Raw genomic sequence first — 20128 nt, 5'->3', positions numbered from 1 at the left:
TCCTCCTGCGGCGCAGGGGAGGGAGTTTTCGTTTCGGCACGACGCGGCGGTGCGGGGCACGCGGATGGCCCCCGGCGCACAGAGAACATCGCCCGTGTGGCGATGATCACTCACCACACGGGCGGCGGTTCACTCGTGCACCGGCGGCGCCGGGTCAGTCCGCGTGGAGGAACTGTGCGGTGCTGCCCATCGGCTCCATCTTGTCCATGCCGAGCTTGCGGTGGTCCCACGAACGCGTGCGGGTGGGGATGAAGCGGACGGCCACGCGCTTGTTCATCATCTGCTCGACGAAGGGCCGCGATTCCTCCGTGTAGGGGGCGGTGTAGCGCTCCCAGACGCTGATCCCGACCTTCAGGCAGGAGTCGGGGTCGTCGAGGATCTCGGCCGTGCCCTCGAAGGACACGCCGCGCAGCGAGTCGTAGGTGTCGCCGTCCTCGATCATGATGGTGCAGCGGTTGTCGCGGCGGAGGTTGACCGCCTTCTGCGACTTCGCCTTGGTCTCGAACCAGATCTCGCCGTCCACGAGTCCGTACCACATCGCGACGAGGTGGATGTTCCCGTTCGGGCCGAAGGTGGCGAGGGTGGCGGTACGGCTGCGCGCGACGAATTCGGTGATCTCGTCGTCGGTCATGACGATCTGGCTGCGTTGGTTCACTCCCATGTGATGAAGCTATCCGACGCGCCGTCGATGTGACGAGATGCCCATGCCCGGGTCCGGTGTCGGGACGCGACGCGCGCGGGTGGTGACTCAGGGACGGGAGGCCTGCAGGCGCTTGTGGATCGCGTCGGCGGCCGCGAGGAGGTCGGCGGCCCAGCGTGCCCCGGGGCGCCGGCCCATGCGGTCGATGGGGCCGGAGACCGAGATCGCGGCCACCACGTCGCCGTTGGCGTCGCGGACCGGCGCGGACACGCTGGCGACCCCCGCCGCGCGTTCGCCGGCACTCTGCGCCCACCCGCGGCGCCGGATCTCCTGGAGCGTGCGTTCGCTGAAGACGCTGTCGTGCAACAGGGCGCGCTGGGTGGCCGGGTCGGCCCATGCGAGGAGCACCTTCGCCGCCGAACCCGCGCTCATCGGGAAGCGGGTGCCGACCGGGACCGTGTCGCGCAGGCCGGTCGGCGGCTCCATCGCGGCGACGCAGACGCGTTCGGCGCCTTCGCGCCGGTAGACCTGAACCGATTCGCCGGTGATGTCGCGCAGCCGCGGCAGGACCATCAGGGCGGCCTCGGTGACCGGATCGTGGGCGGATGCGGCGAGTTCGCCCAGGGCGGGACCGGGCTGCCAACGGCCGCCGGAATCGCGGGTCAGGAATCGATGGGTCTCCAGGCCGACCGCGAGACGATGTGCCGTGGCGCGGGGGAGCCCGGTGCGGTCGCACAGCTCCGAGAGATTGCAGGGTGCCTCTGCGATGGCGCGTAGAACGGCCACGGATTTGTCGAGGACGCCGATTCCGCTGCTGACCTCCGATGCGGTATCCTTTCCCATAGGACGATACTAGCTGTCCAAATAGTGAGATGCACGTTTTCCTCCGGGGAACGTGCACCGTCCGCCGAACCCGAGAAGATATCGAGTGCAGCCATGAGCAACAGCCCAGCCAAGCCGCTTACTCTTGCCGAGAAGGTCTGGCGCGACCACGTTGTCGTGCCCGGCGACGCCGATGCGTCCGGGACCCGCAATCCCGACCTCATCTACATCGACCTCCACCTCGTGCACGAGGTCACCAGCCCCCAGGCCTTCGAGGGCCTGCGACTGGCCGGGCGTCAGGTGCGTCGGCCCGATCTGACGATCGCCACCGAGGACCACAACGTCCCGACCATCGACATCGACAAGCCGATCGCCGACCCGATCTCGCGTACCCAGGTCGAGACCCTCCGGAAGAACTGCGAGGAGTTCGGGATCCGGCTGCACCCCATGGGTGACACCGAGCAGGGGATCGTCCACGTCGTCGGCCCGCAGCTGGGCCTGACCCAGCCCGGCATGACCGTCGTGTGCGGCGACAGCCACACCTCCACCCATGGCGCGTTCGGCGCCCTCGCCATGGGCATCGGCACCAGCGAGGTGGAGCACGTCCTCGCCACGCAGACGCTGTCGCTGCGGCCCTTCAAGACCATGGCGATCAACGTCGACGGCGAACTGCCGCCCGGGGTCACCGGCAAGGACCTGATCCTCGCCATCATCGCGAAGATCGGCACCGGCGGCGGCCAGGGCTACGTCCTGGAATACCGCGGCGAGGCCATCCGCAAGCTGTCGATGGAAGCGCGGATGACGGTGTGCAACATGTCGATCGAGGCCGGTGCCCGCGCCGGCATGATCGCTCCCGACGAGGTCACCTACGAGTTCCTGAAGGGACGCCCGCACGCGCCGAAGGGTGCCGAATGGGATGCGGCCGTTGCGTATTGGGAGAGCCTCAAGACCGACGAGGGCGCCGAGTTCGACGCCGAGGTGCACATCGACGCGAGCGAGCTGACCCCGTTCGTCACCTGGGGCACCAACCCGGGCCAGGGCGCGCCGCTGGGGTCGGTCGTCCCGAGTCCCGAGGACTTCGGCGACGAGGTCGCCCGTCTCGCCGCCGCCAAGGCGCTGGAGTACATGGACCTGACGCCGGGCACACCGCTGCGCGAGGTCGAGGTCGACACGGTGTTCGTCGGCTCGTGCACCAACGGCCGCATCGAGGACCTGCGTGCCGTCGCCGACGTCCTCAAGGGCCGCAAGGTCGCCGACGGCGTGCGGATGCTGATCGTCCCCGGCTCCATGAAGGTCCGGGCGCAGGCGGAGGAGGAGGGCCTCGGCGAGATCTTCGTGAACGCCGGCGCCGAATGGCGTCAGGCCGGATGCTCGATGTGCCTGGGCATGAACCCGGACCAGCTGTCGCCGGGCGAGCGCTGCGCCTCCACCTCCAACCGCAACTTCGAGGGGCGCCAGGGCAAGGGCGGCCGCACCCACCTGGTGTCGCCGGCTGTGGCCGCCGCGACCGCCGTCCGCGGCACGCTGGCCGCACCGGCCGATCTCGATTGAGTCACCGCCAGACCACTTTCCAGACACTCTTCTACAACAGGGGCTAACGAACATGGAGCCGTTCACCGAACACACGGGCATCGGCGTCCCGCTGCGCCGCAGCAACGTCGACACCGATCAGATCATCCCGGCGGTCTACCTGAAGCGGGTGAGCCGCACCGGCTTTGAGGACGGTCTGTTCGCCGGCTGGCGGACCGACCCGGAGTTCATCCTCAACAAGGAGCCGTGGAACCGCGGCTCGGTCCTGGTGGCCGGACCCGACTTCGGCACCGGTTCCTCCCGCGAGCACGCCGTGTGGGCGCTGTCCGATTTCGGGTTCCGCGTGGTGATCTCGTCGCGCTTCGCCGACATCTTCCGCGGGAACGCCGGCAAGGCCGGTCTGCTGGCCGCCCAGGTCGAGCAGTCCGACGTCGAGCTGCTGTGGAAGCGGCTCGAGGAAAATCCCGGGATGGAACTCACGGTGAGCCTGGTCGACAAGGCCGTGACCGCCGGAGACCTCGTGGTGCCGTTCGCAATTGATGACTACACGCGGTGGCGCCTGCTGGAGGGCCTCGACGACATCGGTCTGACGTTGCGGCAGGTAGACGCGATTTCTGCCTACGAGGCGGCCCGGCCGTCGTTCAAGCCGAGGACCCTCGCCGACTGACCGTCGACGAGGAGGGTCGACCGCGAGACGGTCGTGTCCCGCCCGGGTCGGAGACCCTGTGAGCTACCATGCGATTTCGCAACACGTCGTCCTAATTGGCGTGGAAGATGGACGTTTTCGAATTCGACGTTTACCGTGTTGTGGTAGCTGGCCGAAAATCGGCCAGATCAGCTTGCGGAGGTACTCATGAACAAGGCGGAGCTCATCGATGAGCTGACCAAAAAGCTCGACGCGGATCGCAAGACTGCGACAGAAGCCGTCGAGCACGTCGTCGACACGATCGTCCGCGCGGTCAACCGCGGCGAGAGCGTGACGATCACCGGCTTCGGCGTCTTCGAGAAGCGAAAGCGCGCGCCGCGCGTCGCCCGCAACCCGCGCACCGGCGAGACCGTGAAGGTTCGTGCCACTTCGGTTCCCGCCTTCCGCCCGGGCGCACAGTTCAAGGCGATCGTCGCCGGCAAGCAGAAGCTGTCGGCCACCGGTCCCGCCGTGAAGCGCGGCAGCGGAACCGCCACGACCGCGGCCAAGAAGACCACCGCCAAGAAGACCGCGGCGAAGAAGACCACCGCCAAGAAGACCGCGGCGAAGAAGGCGGCTCCGGCGAAGAAGACCACCGCAGCGAAGAAGACCACGGCGGCCAAGAAGACCACCGCAGCGAAGAAGACCACGGCGGCCAAGAAGACCACCGCGGCCAAGAAGACCACCGCAGCGAAGAAGACCACCGCGGCCAAGAAGACCACCGCCAAGAAGGCGGCCCCGGCGAAGAAGACCACCGCCAAGAAGGCCCCGGCCAAGAAGACCGCGGCCAAGAAGACCACTCGCCGCTGAGTTGTCGCGCGGACCGCACGCATCACCGGCCCGGTAGGGCACACAGAAGAACCCCTGGCGTCTTCCCCGCCGGGGGTTCTTCTGTGTCAGGGGTCGTGTTGTCGTAAGGGGCGCGTTGTCCCACCGATTGTGTTGGGTCGGGAGACAACTCAGTCATGCGGCAGGGGACCGGCGATGTGGTCGGCCGCGACGAGCCGTCCGCGGTCCAGGGAACAGACCCACACGCTGCCCTTGCGGTTGGCCGCCTCGGGCAGGTCGAGGCCGTCCTCGTCGGCCCACCACCGCATCAGCGGAGGGATCACCTTGCCCTGGCTGCAGACCGCGACGACATCCGGACGTGCGGCGAGCTCACGGATTCGGCGCTGCGCGGCCGCCGGATCGGCGCGGTAGGCCTCCTCGGACAGGGTCGGTTCGCTGACGCACTCGACGCCGAGCTCTGCGCGCAAGGGGTCGAGCGTCTGCTCGCAGCGCACCCGGTCGGCGGCGTGGACCCGCTCGGCGCCGAATGCGGTCAGCAGCGGCACCAGTGCCTCGGCCTGCCGACGGCCCAGCGCATCGAGCGGTCGCCGGCGGTCGTCGCCGTCCCAGTCGGCACGGCGCCCGGCCTTCGCGTGGCGCACCAGGAGCAGGGTGTGCAGATCCGCGGGCAGTCGCGCGAACTCCCGCAGGATCTGCCGGTCGAGTTCGTAGGTCAGTGTGGCATCGGCCTTCTCGACCGTCAGCCAGCGCAGCTCGTCGACCTCGTCGTCGGCGGCGAACGTGCCGTCGCCGCCGCGGGCGGCCCAGTACCGGACGTGCTTGCGTCCGGAGTCCAGGTCGTAGTGCACGTCGCCGAGGTGTCGTCCGAGCACGATGTGTTGACCGGTCTCCTCGGCGATCTCGCGGACCGCGGTGTCGACCAGGGTCTCGCCGGGTTCGCCCTTGCCCTTGGGGATCGTCCAGTCGTCGTAGCGCGGGCGGTGGACGACGGCGATCTCCACGTCGGCGGCCGCGGTCGATCCCGAGGGGCCCGGTCGCCAGACGACGGCCCCGGCGGCCCAGACGTCGGCTCTCTTCTTGTGCTTCTTCGTCATCGCAGCCTGGTCTCGGGTCGGGTGGCCGGACCGGACGACAACCGGACGCCGGTCACGAATGGATCTCCGACCGACGACGATTGCGCCGCATCATCTGGCGCTGGTGGTCGCGCACCTCCTCGCCCGCCGCGGGCGAGGCGACCCAGCTGCCGTCGGAATGCAGCACCCAGCAACGCGTCCGGGGATCGAGTGCCGAATCGAAGATGTCGCCGAGTTCGCCTGCGAGGCGGGAGTCGCGGACGTGCACCATCACCTCGACGCGCCGGTCGAGGTTGCGGTGCATCATGTCCGCGCTGCCGATCCAGTATTCGTTCTGGGCGCCGAAATGCAGGATGCGGGAATGCTCGAGGAACTGGCCCAGGATCGACCGCACGTGGATGTTGTCGCTCACACCCTCCATCCCGGGGCGCAACGCGCAGATGCCGCGGACGACGATGTCCACCGGCACCCCGCTCTGCGAGGCGCGGTAGAGCGCGTCGATCACCTGCTCGTCGACGAGCGCATTCGCCTTGAGCTGCACGCGTGCGCGCTTGTCTCCCGCACGGAACAACTCGATCTCGCGGTGGATGCGCTTGATGATGCCCGTCCGGATGCCCTGCGGGGCAACGAGGATGTTGCGGTACTCCTTCTTGCGGGAGTAGCCGGTGAGGGTGTTGAACAGGTCGGTGAGATCGGCGCCGATGTCCGGCGCGGCGGTCAGCAGGCCCACGTCCTCGTAGAGTCGCGCCGTCTTCGGGTTGTAGTTGCCGGTGCCGATGTGGCAGTACCGCTTGATCGTCGAACCCTCGCGCCGCACCACCAGGGCGGTCTTGCAGTGGGTCTTGAGTCCGACGAGGCCGTAGACGACGTGGACGCCGGCCTGTTCCAGTTTGCGGGCCCACTTGATGTTCGCCTGCTCGTCGAACCGCGCCTTGATCTCCACGAGCGCCACGACCTGCTTGCCTGCCTCCGCGGCGTCGATGAGGGCGTTGACGATCGGGGAGTCGCCCGAGGTGCGGTACAGCGTCTGCTTGATGGCCAGCACCTGCGGGTCGGCGGCGGCCTGCTCGATGAACCGCTGCACGCTCGTGGAGAACGAGTCGTAGGGGTGGTGGACGAGGACGTCGCCCTCGCGCAGCGTGGAGAACACGCTCTTGGGGGTCTCGCGCTCGCCGAACGCAGGATGGGTCGCCGGGACGAACGGGCGGTCCTTCAGGAGCGGACGGTCGAGATCGTAGAGCTCGAAAAGCGAGGACAGGTCGAGCAGGCCGGGGACCTGGATGACATCGGCGGGATTCACGTCGAGCTCGCGCAGCAGCAGCTCGAGCATGTGCTCGCTCATGTCGTCGGCGACCTCGAGGCGCACCGGGGAACCGAAGCGGCGGCGCGCGAGTTCGCGTTCGAGCGCCTGCAACAGGTCCTCGTCCCGGTCCTCCTCGACCTCGAAATCCGCGTTACGGGTCACCCGGAACACGTGGTGCTCGACGATTTCCATACCGGGGAACAGCGTTCCCAGGTTGGCCGCGATGAGGTACTCCATCGGCAGGAACACCGCGCGCTTGGGATTCGCATCGCCCGAGGGTGCCAGCTTGTCCACCCGGATGAAGCGATTCACGTTGTCCGGGACCTTGACCCGCGCGAAGTGCTCGCCGCTCTCGTTCACGTCGCGGACGGTGACCGCGAGATTCAGTGACAGGCCGCTGATGTAGGGGAAGGGGTGAGCCGGGTCCACAGCGAGTGGGGTCAGGACCGGGAACACCTCGTCCTGGAAGTAGTCGACCATGCGAGCGCGTTGATCGTCGGTGAGCTCCGCCCACGAGACGACGTGGATGTCGTTGTCGGCCAGAGCCGGTCGTACCGAGTCGAGGAAGACACGGGCGTGACGGTCGGCGATGGTCTGGGTGCGCCCGGCGATGCGCATCAACTGCTCGCGCGGGGACAGGCCGTCGGCGGATCGCACGGACAGCCCGGTCTCGTCGCGCCGTTTGAGTCCGGCGACGCGCACCATGAAGAACTCGTCGAGGTTGGAGGCGAAGATCGCCAGGAACTTCGCGCGCTCGAGGAGCGGCAGCGAGGTGTCCTCGGCGAGTGCGAGCACGCGCGAATTGAAGTCGAGCCAACTCAGTTCCCGATTGAGATACCGGTCCTCGGGCAGGTCGGCGGACTCGTCCGGGATGAGTGTCGCGGCGGGCGGCGCGTTCGGGATGGGCGTCGTCGTCACCGAGGCTGTGGTCGTGGAGGTGTCATCAGCAGGGCTCACCGTTCAATGATGACCCATCTGAACAGCGCTGTGGTGTCTCGTGCCACACAGCGTCGGGGTCGGCGGTGTTCAGATGTCGCGCAGGGCCCGGGTGGTGTGCGGACCCAGTCCCAGCTGCCGCGCCGTGGCGAGATCGGTTGCGGTGTCGACGTCGGTGCGCAGATCCAGCCACCGCCGGTGCGCCGGATCGAGTTCGACGGCCCCGACCTCGCGGTGCGCCGACGCCGAACCGGGCCCGAATCTCGGTGCGGCCTCGACCGGATCGCCCGGGGCCACCGCCCCGTGCAGCAGCACCGTGCCGGTGCCGTCGCGATCGGTCACGAAGCTCGGCGCGTCGGAAGGGGTCTCGGCCAGCACCTCTCGGAACGAGGTGCTCGTCGCCGCCGGGAGGTCGGCCTGCACGAACAGCAGCCGCCCCGAGTCCGGCCACGTCCGGCGTACCCACCGTGCGCCGTGACCGAAGGCGGTGTTGAGTCCCGATTCCGAACCGGCGCGCGGCGACGCCGATTCCGGGAGACCGCGGGTCCCGGACCTGCGGGCCGCGGCGAGCACCTCCGCGTCGGGGCTCACCACGACGATCCGGGTGACACCGGCGCCCCGGAGGGCCTCGACGGTGTCGAGGAACATCGCCAGGACGAGCGAGCCGCGCACCCCCGGCCGATCGGTTGCGCGCGAATCCCACAGCGTCGCGGCGAGCCGCGACTTGGCCTGTCGCAGACTCTTCACCGCGAGCACCGCAGCGACCGTCGCGCCGTCGGCGGGGACACCGCCGGCGGCGGCGGGGTCGACGCTCGTGTCGACGGCGCTGCGCTCCATGCAGACCATCATGGTCCACCGGGGAACAGGAGGGGGCATTCCGGGTCGGTCGTCGGCGGCGGAGCATTAGGGTGGCAGGTGATCGATCGGTCCGGACAGACGGACCCGGGCAGGAGGAGTACTGGTGCGCGCTGCGGTCATGGGAGCCGGTTCCTGGGGAACGGCGGTGGCGAAGGTCCTCGTCGACGCGGGCACCGAGACGGTCATCTGGGCCCGGCGGCCCGAACTGGCCGAGGCCATCAACTCGCGGCACGTCAACCCCGACTACCTCCCCGACATCGGGCTGCCCGAGGCGCTGACCGCGACGAGTTCGCCGGAGGAGGCGCTGACCGGCGCCGACATCGTGGTGTGCGGGGTGCCCTCGCAGTCCTTGCGCGGCAACCTCGCCCAGTGGACGCCCCACATCGGCTCCGACACGTCGCTGGTGTCGCTGGCCAAGGGCATCGAGACCGGCACGCTGCTACGCATGAGCGAGGTCATCGGAGAGGTGACCGGCGTGCCGCAGGAGCGGATCGCCGTGCTCACCGGTCCCAACCTGGCGCGCGAGGTCGCCGAGGGCCAGCCCGCGGCCACGGTCATCGCGTGCGTCGACGAGTCGCGTGCGGTGACGCTCCAGGGTGCCTTCAACACCGGGTACTTCCGGCCGTACACCAACACCGATGTCGTGGGCTGCGAGATCGGCGGCTCGGCCAAGAACGTGATCGCGCTGGCGTGCGGGATCGCGAGCGGTGTGGGCTTCGGCCAGAACACCCTGGCCACCATCATCACCCGCGGGCTCGCCGAGACCATCCGGCTCGGCCTGGCCCTCGGCGCCCACGTGGAGACCTTCGCCGGACTGGCCGGGGTGGGCGACCTGGTGGCGACGTGCTCGTCGCCGTTGTCGCGCAACCGGACCTTCGGCGCCCGCCTCGGAGAGGGCGCGAGCATGGCCGAAGCGCAGGCGGCCACCAACGGCCAGGTCGCCGAGGGCGTGAAGTCGTGCACCTCGGTGCGTGCTCTCGCCGAGAAGCATCAGGTGCCGATGCCGTTGACGGATGCGGTCCACCGCGTGTGCCACGATGGCCAGTCGGTGGAGGAGGCCATCAGCTCACTGCTCGGCCGCAGCACCAAACCGGAGATCTACCGGGGCTGACCGCCCGCCTCGAGCGGTCCCGGAGGGCCGGCGTCAGCGGCCGAGATCGAGCGGGCCACGGGCCAGCGTCTCGTCGATGACGCCGGAGATGTCGGTGATCGGGGCGTTGCCGGCGGTCGACGGAACCCAAAGCGCCACATAGGGGCGATGGTCGACGGCGACGTAGGCCTGACCGGAGCCCTCCACGGTGTCGGTGATGAACCACTGCACGCCCCGATGCCCGGAAGCCTGGACCAGCTGGAGCCGGCTGTCGGGTGCGAGTTCGGCCGGGCGGGCCACGCCGCATCTCAAAAGGATGTCGTCGCCCGATCCCTGCGCGGGCCACGACGCGCGGTTCTCGGAGATCTCCTTTGCTCCGTAGCCCTCGAAGGTCTCCGGCGCCTTCTCCAGCAGCGCGGCGCACTCCTTCGACGCGGTCTCCTCCGCCGTGTACGACTCGACGGGGTTGGTCGGGTCCGAGCGCAGCGCGGCGTACGCGATGAATCCGGCGATGACCATGACCGGGATGGCGACGAGCGTCGCGATGAGCGCGGGACTCAGCCGGGGCTCGGATCCGTGACGCCCGTCCCCGGACGCGGTGTCGGCCGAGCCGCTCCCGGACCCGTCGCTGCCGGTCTTGTCGCTGCCGGGCTCCTGCGGGGTGTCATCCGAACCTGCTGACGTCACGTCACCACAGTAGGAGAACCGCCGAGAACCCCGGGCGCCGGGACGGCTCTCGGTGACGGTGAGGCCTCGCCTACGTGGCGGACGTCACCACGGAGCAGGTCAGGGTCCGGGTGATCCCGGCCACTTTCTGGATCTGGGGAACGACGTTCTGGGTGAGGTCGGTGGCGTCGGCGGCGTCGACCCGGACGATCACGTCGTACGGTCCGCTGACCTCTTCGGACGAGGCGACCCCTGAGATCTCCGCGATCGTCGCCGCAGCGAGCGCGGCCCTCCCGACCTCGGTCTGGATCAGTATGTATGCCTGAACCACGGATTTCCTCTCCGTCTGTGCGCCCTTGTCGACCCCGGCCCGCGGAGCCGGCAGAGGGTGCTCGGCGGCGAACCCCGTTCGCCCGATTCCCGACACCCCGGTGCCCAATACACTGTGGCTCACATTGTCACCGACAACCCGGTTCGCGCGCGACTCAAAGGGGACTCGACCAGAGTGGGACTCGACCAGTGACCTCCGACGACGCCGGGGGCGGCCCGGGCGGCATCGACCGCTGCGCACCGGTGGGACGCATCGGCGAGCGGGCGGTGATCTCCGCCCTCACCGCCGCGGCAACGGCCGCCGGCCCGGCCGACGACATCGTGATCGGGTCGGGTGACGACGCGGCCGTCCTCGACATCGGCGGGTCGACGGTGATCAGCACCGACACCGTCGTGGAGGGCCGGCATTTCCGTTTCGACTGGTCCACTCCCCGGCAGGTCGGGGCGCGGGCGGTGATCCAGAGCGCTGCCGACGTCGCGGCGATGGGCGGGCGCACCACCGGACTCGTGATATCCATCGCGTGCCCGCCCGAGACCCCCGTCGGCGTCGTCCTCGACCTCAACGACGGAGTCGTCGACGCCGCGCACGGGCTCGGCGCGCGGGTCCTCGGCGGCGATCTCGTCGCCGCCGCCGAGGTGGTCGTCAGCGTGACCGCGGTCGGTGCCCTCGAGGGGAGGCGTCCGGTGTCGCTCGGCGGTGCCCGCAGCGGCGACGTCCTCGCGGTGAGCGGTCCGCTGGGAGCGAGCGCCGCGGGCCTGGCCGTGCTGTCCGATGCCGAGAGCGGCCCGGAGTCCTGGCCGGACGTCGTTGCCCTGCACCGTGTTCCGTCTCCTGACCTGACCCAGGGGCCCATCGCCGCGGCGGCCGGCGCGCACGCGATGACCGACATCTCCGACGGACTCGTCGAAGAACTGATCACGATGTCGCGGGCGGCGGGCCTGGCGATGGAGGTGCGCGTCGACGCGATCCCGAGGCGCGGCGACCTCGACGCCGTGGCGGACGAACTCGGCGCGGACGTCGGCGAATGGGTGCTCACCGGTGGCGAGGACCACCATCTGCTCGCGGCTTTCGAGCCCGCGTCGGTACCCGCGGGCTGGACCGTCATCGGCTCGGTCCGCGAGGCCGGAGGACCGGTGCCCGAGGTGTGGGTGGACGGACGACGCGTCGGCGGTCCCGACGGTCCCGACCTGCACGGCTGGCAGTCCTTCTCCCAACCGCGCCGATAGCGGGACAACTCCTGCGATTTCGCTTCCTGAGGAGGCCCCCTCGGCCACACTCTGGCCATGGCATCGCCCAGGGATGTCGGCGGCGACGCGGAGATCGCCCCGACACTGCTCGCAACGGTCGTCAACCCGGCCGGACTGATCCTCGCCAAGATGGTGCCCGGCGGACGGGCCGAGGCCTTCGCCTCCGCCGGTCTCGGCGCCGGGCCCTCGTGGCACGCATTCGCGATCGACGCGACCGGTGTCGCGTTCAGCACCTCCTCGACGGGCGTGGTCGGGGACCAGCGTCTGCGCATCGTCCCCGATGCCCGCGCCCGCCTGGACCACGACCTGTCCTGGACGCCCGCCGAGTTCCACGAGCTGACCGGCGAACCGTCGTCGTTGTGCCCGCGCGGCACGCTGCGACGCGTCGTGGCCGAACTCGCCGCCGACGACCTGGAGGCGTCGGTGGGACACGAGATCGAGTTCGTGCTCGTCGCGCCCGACGGAGCTGCACTCCCGGCACACGATTGGACGCCCTACGGCGCCGCCGGCCTCCTGGAGCAGGAGGATTTCGTCCGGGACTTGATCGCCGACCTCGGCACGGCCGGTGTCGAGGTGGAGCAGGTCCATCCCGAGCACGCGCGCCTGCAGTTCGAGGTGTCGCTGGCGCCCGCCGATCCGGTGACCGCAGCCGACCGGCTGGTGCTCGCCCGGATCGTCATCGGCCGGGTGGCGCGCAGACACGGTGTGCGTGCGGCCCTTTCACCGAAGCCGTTCGCCGACGAAGCGGGGTGCGGTGCGCACCAGCACATCTCGCTGAGGAGGGGCGGTGCCCCGCTGTTCTCGGACGGTTCGGGCGCCGCCGGCATGACCGCCGACGGGGAGCACGCGGTGGCGGGCATCCTCGAGGCCCTGCCGGAACTCCAGGGAGTGCTGTGCGGCTCGGTGGTCTCGTGCCTGCGCACGCGCCCGGGACAGTGGGCAGGCGCATACGCGTGCTGGGGTGTCGAGAACCGGGAGGCCGCGGTCCGCCTGGTCCGGGCGGAGACCGCCGGGGGAGCGGGCCGCGATGCGAACATCGAGGTGAAGGCCGTCGACCCGTCGGCCAACGTCTACCTCGCGACGGCCGCCGTGCTGGGTGCGGCCGCCCGTGGCATCGCCCGGCGTGCCGAACTGCCGCCGGAGGTCGCCGTCGATCCGGTCGAGTGTCCGCCCGAGCGGCGCGGCGCCCGGCTCGCCTCCGATCAGCGGACGATCGTCGATCGACTCGATTCGTCGGAGGCGTTGCGCGAGATCCTGGGCGATGAGATCGTCGACGCCGTGGTCGCGGTCCGGCGATACGAGGTCACCCGCTTCCCGGACCACACCCCGGAGTTCATCGCCGAACGCTTCCGGTTGGCCTGGACCGTGTGACGGCCCACGCCGGATGAGCGGTGCCGGTCTGGTTAGAGTCTGCGTATGGCGATCTACGCACTCGACGACCGTGTGCCCACCCTGGGGGCCGACACCTATGTCCATCCCGATGCGGTGGTGATCGGCAACGTCACCCTCGGCGACGGGGTCTCGGTCTGGCCCGGCGCGGTGCTCCGCGGCGACTACGGCACCATCACCATCGGCGAGCGGTCCAACATCCAGGACGGCACCGTCATCCACTGCACCGTCTTCGAGCCCACGGTCATCGGCGCCCGCTGCGTCGTCGGCCACAACGCCCACATCGAGGGGGCGACCATCGGCGACGACTGCCTCATCGCCTCCGGGTCGGTGGTGCTCAACGGCTCGACGATCGGCTCGGGCGCGATCGTCGGCGCCGGGGCGGTCGTGCCGTTCAAGTTCGATCTCCCGCCCCGCCGCATGGCCCTCGGCGTCCCGGCGAAGATCCGCGAGAACTACGAGGTCCCGGAAGGGCACACCGAACTCAACTGCGACATGTACTTCCAGAACGCCCGGCACTATCGCGACGCATTGCGTCGGATCGACTGAGCGCCCGAACGATTGACCGACGGACCGACTGAAGGGGAGCCGACTCCAGTGACGACCGCGCAGCCCAGACCGCTCTCCGAGATCATCGACCCCGGCTGGGCCGAGGCCCTCGCGCCCGTCGAGCCGATCATCACCGAGATGGGCCAGTTCCTGCGGGCCGAACTCGCGGCCGGGCGCCGTTATCTGCCGGCCGGGCCGCACATCCTGCGTGCCTTCACCAGGCCGATCGACGACGTGCGGGTGCTGATCGTCGGCCAGGATCCGTACCCGACGCCGGGACATGCTGTCGGACTGAGCTTCTCGGTTGCACCCGAGGTGCGTCCCATCCCCCGGTCGCTGGCCAACATCTTCACCGAGTACTGCTCGGATCTCGGGTATCCGATGCCGAGCACCGGCGACCTCACCCCGTGGGCCGACAACGGCGTGCTGCTGTTGAACAGGGTCCTGACCGTGGCGCCCGGTGAGCCCGGTTCCCACCGCGGGAAGGGCTGGGAAGAGGTGACCGAGTGCGCGATCAAGGCGCTCGCCGCACGTGACGAACCTCTCGTCGCGATCCTGTGGGGGCGCGACGCCGCCGGGCTGGAGAAGTGGCTGCCCGACGTCCCGACGATCGTCTCCCCGCATCCGTCGCCGTTGTCGGCCTCCCGCGGGTTCTTCGGGTCTCGGCCCTTCAGCCGCGCCAACGAGGAACTGCTCGACCTCGGCGCCGATCCGGTGGACTGGCGGCTGCCCTAGATGCCGAACACACGACCGCCCGCTTCCGACGGAAGCGGGCGGTCGTGTGTGGTCGACGAGTTCAGCGAGTCCTGCCGAACTCCGGCGCCCGCTTGCCGACGAACGCGTCGACACCCTCGATGCCCTCGGGACGCCCCGACCGCTCGGAGATGGACCGTCCCTCGAGGGCGAGGTGCTCGACCAGCGAGGTCTCCGACGCCAGCGACAGCAGGCGCTTGGCGCCGGAGTCGGCCGAGCGGGGGCCGGCGGCGATCGCCTCGGCGTTGGCGCGGGCGACCGATTCGATCTCGTCGTCGGCGACGATCTCGGAAAGGATGCCCCAGTTCAGCGCCTCGTCGGCGGAGACGACCCGGTCGGTCAGGATGATCTGGCGGGCGCGGGCCGCGCCGACGGCCCGGGGAAGGGTCCACGTGAGGCCGCCGTCGGGGGTGAGGCCGATCCCGCGATAGGCCGGGCGCAGCTTGGTGCCGCTGCCGCCGATGGCGACGTCGGCGTGCAGGACCAGCGACATGCCGGCGCCGGCCGCCCATCCCTTCGCGGCGACGACGACGGGAACCTCCGCCTCGTACAGGGCCGCGACGAAGTCGTGGAAGTTGTCGGCGATGAGCCGGAGGTAGGTGGGGCGGTCGTCGGCCGCGGCGAACGCGCGCACGTTTCCGCCTGCGCAGAAGTTCTTGCCCAGGCCCACCAGGAGAACCGCGCCCACGTCGCGCTGCCCGCGGGCCACCTCGCGCAGGGCCTGCGTGCCCGCCGCGATGGCGTCGTCGTCGAGCGAGTTGCCGGCGCCTGCGGCCGAGACGGCGAGGGTGAGGACGCCGTTGGACTCGGTGACGAATTCGGGCGAATCGGACTGTGCGGTTGCGGGGGATGGTGTGGAGGTCATGGGACGAAACATTAACCCGCTCACACCAAAGACCCGACGCTGGGGGAGCTCACGCTCACCCGGCGTCGGGTCTTCAGAAGCCTTCGAACCTCACATCACCCACGAGGGGTGAGGGGAGATCAGACAGCTGCGTGCTTGCCGGCCTTCAGGCAGGAGGTGCAGACGTTCTTGCGCTTGCGGTTGCCCGGGGCGACCTCGACGCGAACGGACTGGATGTTCGGGTTCCAGCGGCGGTTGGTGCGGCGGTGCGAGTGAGACACCGACTTGCCGAAGCCCGGGCCCTTGCCGCAGATATCGCAGACGGCAGCCATCGTCGAACTCCCTTGATAGATGAATATGGTCTCGTGGTCAGCCTCTCGGGTAACGGCACCACCCGATGGTGTGCGCGTTGACCGAAAGGCAACCCTGCAAGGATAACCAGCCCGGGTGTGTGTGGCCAAATCCGGCCCGGACCGCCCGGCCGGCGACCCACGCCCGGTCGTCGTCGGTCCGACGGGGCGTCGGCGGGGCCGAGTAACCTGAGACACAATCTCCTCCGAGCCCGCCCCGTCGCCGAGTATGGCAGAGCGAGAAAGAGTCACCGAGTGATCGCCCGCACCATCAATCCCCAGCTGCTGCGCGACTGGGCCCATGTCTGCGTCGAGCAGCTCGAGGCGTTGCGGGGTGAGATCAACGATCTCAACGTGTTCCCGATCCCGGACTCCGACACCGGCAGCAACATGCTGTTCACCATGCGGGCGGCGGCCGAGGCGGCGGCCGCCCTCCCCGAGGACGCGGGCCTGTTGGACGTCGCTCGCGCCATGGCCGACGGCGCGGTGTCGCAGGCCCGCGGCAACTCCGGCATCATCCTGTCGCAGATCCTCGTCGGGCTGGCCGATGGCGCCGAGATCCTCGGCAACGCCGAGTCGGCGAGCTTCGGCGAGCTCGCGAGCCTGGGGTTGCGGCTGGGGTCGCTCGCCGCGACCCGCGCGGTCAGCGAGCCCCGCGAGGGGACGGTCCTCACGCTGGTCCGGGTTGCCGCGGAGTCGGCGGCCGCGCACGAGGAGGATTCGCCCGCCGACCTCGTCCGCGCCATCGCCGACGACTGCGCCGACGCGCTGGAGCACACCCCGGAACAGTTGTCGGTACTGGCGTCGGCGGGCGTCGTCGACGCCGGCGGTCGGGGGTTCCTGGCCATCGTCGACGCGATGGTGCAGGTGGTCACCGGGGTCGCGAACCGGCGTCGTCGGTACCGGGGCATCCTCACCGACAGCGAGACCCTCGGGCACGGCATCGACGACCCGTGCGCAGACAGCAGCGACCAGGACTTCGAGGTGATGTACCTGCTCGACGGGGCGGCCGCCGAGCAGATCGCCGAACTGCGGGAGAGACTCGACGATCTCGGCGACGCCGTCGTCATCGTCGGCGACAGTTCCAGCGGTGAGGGCGAGCGCTTCTCCGTGCACGTGCACACCTGCGAGCCCGGTGCCGCGGTGGAGGCCGGGGCCGGGCTGGGCCGGCTGTCCGACATCCGGATCAGCTGCTTCGCCCTCGACGCCATTCGCGCCCAGTCGGATTCGAACGAGCCGCCGCCCCGGCACAAGCGCGCGGTCGTCGCCGTGGCCTACGGCGACGGCGCGGCCGAGCTCTTCGCCGAGGCCGGCGCCACCGTGCTGCGCGGCGACAACGGGCTCACCGCACAGCAACTCGGCACCGCGATCCGCGATACCGACAGCGCACACGTCGTGGTGATGGCGAACGGCGCGTTGAGTTCCCAGGATCTGGTCACGGTCACCACCGAGGTGCGGTCGTCGCAGCGGTCGGTGCTGATGCTGCCGACCGCGTCGATGACCCAGTGCCTGGCCGCGCTCGCGGTGCACGACCCCAGCGAGGTGCCCGATGTCGACGCCTACGCGATGGCCGAGGCGGCCGCCGGGGCGCGGTGGGGGTCGCTGCAGCGGGCGACCACCAAGATGATGACGTTGGCCGGGATGTGCGAGGTCGGCGACGTGCTCGGCCTCATCGGCGACGACGTGCTCGTCGTCGCGCCGGATCAGACCTCGGCGAGCACGGCGCTCATCGACCTCATGCTCGCGACCGGCGGCGAGCTGGTGACGATCCTCGCCGGGATCGACGTCGACGCGGCCGCACTCGAGGCCGTCGGCGAGCAGATGCGGCGGAGTCATCCCGGCATCGAGCTCGCCGTCTACCGCACCGGACAACGCACCGATCTCCTGCAGGTGGGTGTGGAGTGATCGAGGCGGCACTGTCGGATGCGCTGTCGGAGGTCCTCGGCCCCAAGCCTGCCGAGAAGCTCGAGACGCTCGGTGTGTCGACCGTCGGGGAGCTGTTGCGCTACACCCCGCGCAGATATGTCCGTCGCGGACGCGCGTCGGACCACACCCGGCCGGAACCGGGGGAGTGGCTGACGATCGTCGGGCGCATCACCAGGTCGGATCTGATCCAGATGCGCAGCAGGCGCGGGCAGTTCCTCAAGGTGACGGTCACCGACGACCACGAGGTCTACGAGGCGAGCTTCTTCAACCCCCGCTTCATCAAGAACCAGTTGCGCCCGGGTGCGCGGGTGATGATGGCCGGGACGGTCAAGTACTTCCGCGATCAGATCCAACTGTCGCATCCGGAATGGATGATCCTTCCCGACGGCGAGCCCGAGGTCGAACACGTCGTCGGCTCCAAGATGCTCACCGAGATCTATGCGGTCGAGGAGGAGATCGGCCGCGAACACGGCGGGCATCCGCTGGCCGCCATGTTCGACCGCGACATCCTGCCGCTGTACCCGGCCACCAAGCAGGTGCAGACCTGGGAGATCCTCGGCGCGGTGCGCCGGGTTCTCGACCACTGTCCGCCCATCCCGGACGCGCTCACCGAACAGCAGCGTGTGGAGCGCGGACTCATCAGCACCGACGAGGCGATCCGCAAGATCCACCTCCCGGAGACCGAGGACGACGTCAAGGTCGCCTCGTACCGGCTGAAATTCGATGAGGCGCTGGCGATCCAGACGGTCCTCGCGCAGCGGCGGATCGCCGGCCGCGCCGACGCCGCGCCGCCGTGCCCGCACGTTCCGGGCGGCCTCGAGGACAAGCTGCGCGAGCGACTGCCGTTCCAGCTCACCGAGGGACAGCTCACCGTGGGCGAGGAACTCGGTGAGGATCTCGCCCGCGCACAACCGATGTCGCGACTCCTGCAGGGCGAGGTCGGCTCCGGCAAGACCCTCGTGTCGCTGCTCGCGATGCTGCGGGTCGTCGACAACGGCCATCAATGCGCGATCCTCGCGCCCACGGAGGTCCTTGCCGCCCAGCATCACCGGACGATGAAGAAGATGCTCGGCGATCTCGCCGAAGGGGGAGAGCTGACCGCGGCCGAGGGCGCCACGCGCATCGCCCTGCTCACCGGGTCGATGAAGACCAAGGGGCGGCGCGAGACACTCCTCGACGTGGTGACCGGCAACGCCGGGATCGTCGTCGGCACGCACGCATTGCTCGAGGAGAAGGTCGAGTTCTTCGACCTCGGCCTCGTCGTCGTCGACGAGCAGCACCGGTTCGGCGTCGAGCAACGGGATGTGTTGCGCAGCAGGGGACGCGACGGACGGGTGCCGCACTTCCTGGTGATGACCGCGACCCCGATCCCGCGCACGGTCGCGATGACGGCTTTCGGCGACCTCGAGACCTCGGTGTTGCGTGAGCTGCCCCGCGGCCGCCAGCCGATCATGACGTCGGTGGTGCCGATGTCCCGCCAGAACTGGGTGGACCGCGTGTGGTCGCGGGCCAACGAGGAGATCGACGCCGGCCGCCAGGTCTACGTCGTGTGTTCGCGCATCGGCGACGACGATCCGGAGCCGCAGTCGGGGCCGGAGGAGGAGAAGGGTCCCAAGACCAGGTCGGTGATCGAGCAGTACGAGGCGCTGGTCTCGGGGCCGTTCGCGCACCGGCGGGTGGAGATGCTGCACGGTCGGATGGCGCCGGACGAGAAGAACGCCATCATGGACGCCTTCGGGCGCGGCGAGGTCGACGTGCTGGTGTCCACCACCGTGATCGAGGTCGGTGTCGACGTCCCGAACGCGACCACGATGGTCATCGTCGACGCAGACCGGTTCGGCGTGAGCCAGCTGCATCAGCTCCGCGGTCGCGTCGGTCGTGGGCGGCATGCGGGACTGTGTCTGCTGATGACCAACGCCAAGGACGTCTCGCAGTCGATGCAGCGACTGCGGGCGGTTGCCGCGTCCAACGACGGCTTCGAGCTCGCCCGCGTCGACCTCGAACAGCGACGCGAGGGCGACCTGCTCGGGTCGTTGCAGTCCGGGCAGAACTCGTCATTGAGGTTCCTGTCACTGCTGGAGGACGTCGAGATCATCGAGGACGCGCGTGGGCTGGCCGAGGAAGTGGTGAGCGAGGATCTCACGCTGCTCGATCATTCCCCGCTGGCCGACCTGGTCGACGGGATCCTGGTGCCGCACAAGATCAAGTACCTGGACAAGTCGTAGGTCGCGGCGGGGCGTGACCGTCGGCGCGGTTCCGTCGTACCGGTCGTTCCCGGGAATCCGTTGAGCGGGAGGCCTTTCGGCCACCGGTGGACCCCATTCCGCGAATTGCGGAACCGAAGCGG

At 69.6% G+C, this 20128-nt stretch carries 19 protein-coding genes; 10 read left to right on the top strand and 9 right to left on the bottom strand.

Translation table 11 applies throughout. From position 1 onward, the window contains the following. Window positions 1–154: 154 nt before the first annotated feature. Together E1P53_RS00990 and E1P53_RS00985 are read right to left on the bottom strand one after the other, a co-directional pair. A complete protein-coding gene (locus E1P53_RS00990) occupies window positions 155–661 on the bottom strand; it encodes a PPOX class F420-dependent oxidoreductase (protein ID WP_006899849.1) in 507 nt (168 codons plus the stop codon). Window positions 662–748: 87 nt separating this feature from the next. Next, complete coding sequence (locus E1P53_RS00985) at window positions 749–1483, bottom strand: IclR family transcriptional regulator (RefSeq protein ID WP_109237349.1); 735 nt, start codon at window positions 1481–1483, stop codon at window positions 749–751. A gap of 93 nt (window positions 1484–1576) precedes the next feature. Here E1P53_RS00985 and leuC point away from each other — a divergent pair, with 93 nt between their 5' ends. The 3 genes from leuC (at window position 1577) to E1P53_RS00970 (ending at window position 4487) form a co-directional block, all read left to right on the top strand. Further along, window positions 1577–3013 (top strand): 3-isopropylmalate dehydratase large subunit, encoded by a 1437-nt coding sequence (gene leuC, locus E1P53_RS00980; protein WP_006899847.1) that lies wholly within the window; start codon window positions 1577–1579, stop codon window positions 3011–3013. Window positions 3014–3065: 52 nt separating this feature from the next. Continuing rightward, complete coding sequence (gene leuD, locus E1P53_RS00975; protein WP_006899846.1) at window positions 3066–3659, top strand: 3-isopropylmalate dehydratase small subunit; 594 nt, start codon at window positions 3066–3068, stop codon at window positions 3657–3659. 186 nt (window positions 3660–3845) lie between these two features. Beyond that, window positions 3846–4487, top strand: a complete 642-nt coding sequence (locus E1P53_RS00970; protein ID WP_131733204.1) for an HU family DNA-binding protein — start codon at window positions 3846–3848, stop codon at window positions 4485–4487. 149 nt (window positions 4488–4636) lie between these two features. Here the strand turns inward: E1P53_RS00970 and E1P53_RS00965 are convergent, their stop codons facing one another. The 3 genes from E1P53_RS00965 to cofC form a co-directional block, all read right to left on the bottom strand. Then, on the bottom strand, window positions 4637–5560 hold the full coding sequence (locus tag E1P53_RS00965; RefSeq protein WP_006899844.1) for an NUDIX hydrolase: 924 nt from the start codon (window positions 5558–5560) through the stop codon (window positions 4637–4639). A 52-nt stretch (window positions 5561–5612) separates the two neighbouring features. Beyond that, on the bottom strand, window positions 5613–7799 hold the full coding sequence (locus E1P53_RS00960) for an RNA degradosome polyphosphate kinase (protein WP_006899843.1): 2187 nt from the start codon (window positions 7797–7799) through the stop codon (window positions 5613–5615). 69 nt (window positions 7800–7868) lie between these two features. After that, window positions 7869–8615 (bottom strand): 2-phospho-L-lactate guanylyltransferase, encoded by a 747-nt coding sequence (cofC, locus tag E1P53_RS00955; protein ID WP_006899842.1) that lies wholly within the window; start codon window positions 8613–8615, stop codon window positions 7869–7871. Between the two features lie 124 nt (window positions 8616–8739). On the opposite strand from cofC, the gene E1P53_RS00950 reads away from it, so the two are divergent. Continuing rightward, a complete protein-coding gene (locus tag E1P53_RS00950; RefSeq protein ID WP_006899841.1) occupies window positions 8740–9747 on the top strand; it encodes an NAD(P)H-dependent glycerol-3-phosphate dehydrogenase in 1008 nt (335 codons plus the stop codon). 33 nt (window positions 9748–9780) lie between these two features. Here the strand turns inward: E1P53_RS00950 and E1P53_RS00945 are convergent, their stop codons facing one another. After that, window positions 9781–10413, bottom strand: coding sequence for a DUF3515 domain-containing protein (locus E1P53_RS00945; protein ID WP_006899840.1), 633 nt, complete (start codon window positions 10411–10413; stop codon window positions 9781–9783). A gap of 70 nt (window positions 10414–10483) precedes the next feature. After that, window positions 10484–10723, bottom strand: coding sequence for an Lrp/AsnC ligand binding domain-containing protein (locus E1P53_RS00940; protein WP_006899839.1), 240 nt, complete (start codon window positions 10721–10723; stop codon window positions 10484–10486). Window positions 10724–10911: 188 nt separating this feature from the next. Between E1P53_RS00940 and E1P53_RS00935 the strand changes: the two genes are divergently transcribed. Genes E1P53_RS00935 through E1P53_RS00920 form a run of 4 tightly spaced genes read left to right on the top strand, consistent with a single transcriptional unit; the run spans window position 10912 to window position 14643 of the window. After that, complete coding sequence (locus E1P53_RS00935) at window positions 10912–11949, top strand: thiamine-phosphate kinase (RefSeq protein WP_006899838.1); 1038 nt, start codon at window positions 10912–10914, stop codon at window positions 11947–11949. 57 nt (window positions 11950–12006) lie between these two features. Continuing rightward, window positions 12007–13341, top strand: coding sequence for a type I glutamate--ammonia ligase (locus E1P53_RS00930; protein WP_131733203.1), 1335 nt, complete (start codon window positions 12007–12009; stop codon window positions 13339–13341). A 45-nt stretch (window positions 13342–13386) separates the two neighbouring features. Further along, window positions 13387–13908 (top strand): gamma carbonic anhydrase family protein, encoded by a 522-nt coding sequence (locus E1P53_RS00925; protein WP_006899836.1) that lies wholly within the window; start codon window positions 13387–13389, stop codon window positions 13906–13908. Between the two features lie 48 nt (window positions 13909–13956). Further along, window positions 13957–14643, top strand: coding sequence for a uracil-DNA glycosylase (locus tag E1P53_RS00920; RefSeq protein ID WP_006899835.1), 687 nt, complete (start codon window positions 13957–13959; stop codon window positions 14641–14643). Window positions 14644–14704: 61 nt separating this feature from the next. Here E1P53_RS00920 and E1P53_RS00915 read toward each other — a convergent pair whose 3' ends face one another. Together E1P53_RS00915 and rpmB are read right to left on the bottom strand one after the other, a co-directional pair. Further along, window positions 14705–15526: an enoyl-CoA hydratase/isomerase family protein gene (locus tag E1P53_RS00915; protein ID WP_109237340.1), complete on the bottom strand. Its 822-nt coding sequence runs from the start codon at window positions 15524–15526 to the stop codon at window positions 14705–14707. A 119-nt stretch (window positions 15527–15645) separates the two neighbouring features. Continuing rightward, window positions 15646–15837 carry a 50S ribosomal protein L28 gene (rpmB, locus tag E1P53_RS00910; protein ID WP_006899833.1) on the bottom strand — a complete coding sequence of 64 codons (192 nt, stop codon included), beginning with the start codon at window positions 15835–15837 and terminating at the stop codon, window positions 15646–15648. Between the two features lie 273 nt (window positions 15838–16110). On the opposite strand from rpmB, the gene fakA reads away from it, so the two are divergent. Together fakA and recG are read left to right on the top strand one after the other, a co-directional pair. Then, a complete protein-coding gene (gene fakA, locus E1P53_RS00905; protein ID WP_006899832.1) occupies window positions 16111–17760 on the top strand; it encodes a fatty acid kinase ATP-binding subunit FakA in 1650 nt (549 codons plus the stop codon). Continuing rightward, on the top strand, window positions 17757–20006 hold the full coding sequence (recG, locus tag E1P53_RS00900) for an ATP-dependent DNA helicase RecG (RefSeq protein ID WP_006899831.1): 2250 nt from the start codon (window positions 17757–17759) through the stop codon (window positions 20004–20006). The genes fakA and recG overlap by 4 nt, the downstream gene beginning before the upstream one ends. Window positions 20007–20128 lie beyond the last annotated feature (122 nt).

It is taken from the genome of Gordonia paraffinivorans, from assembly GCF_900683595.1.
GTDB lineage: Bacteria > Actinomycetota > Actinomycetes > Mycobacteriales > Mycobacteriaceae > Gordonia > Gordonia paraffinivorans.
The sequence above is the reverse complement of the archived record's forward strand: the minus strand, read 5'-3'. Positions and strand labels throughout refer to the sequence as shown.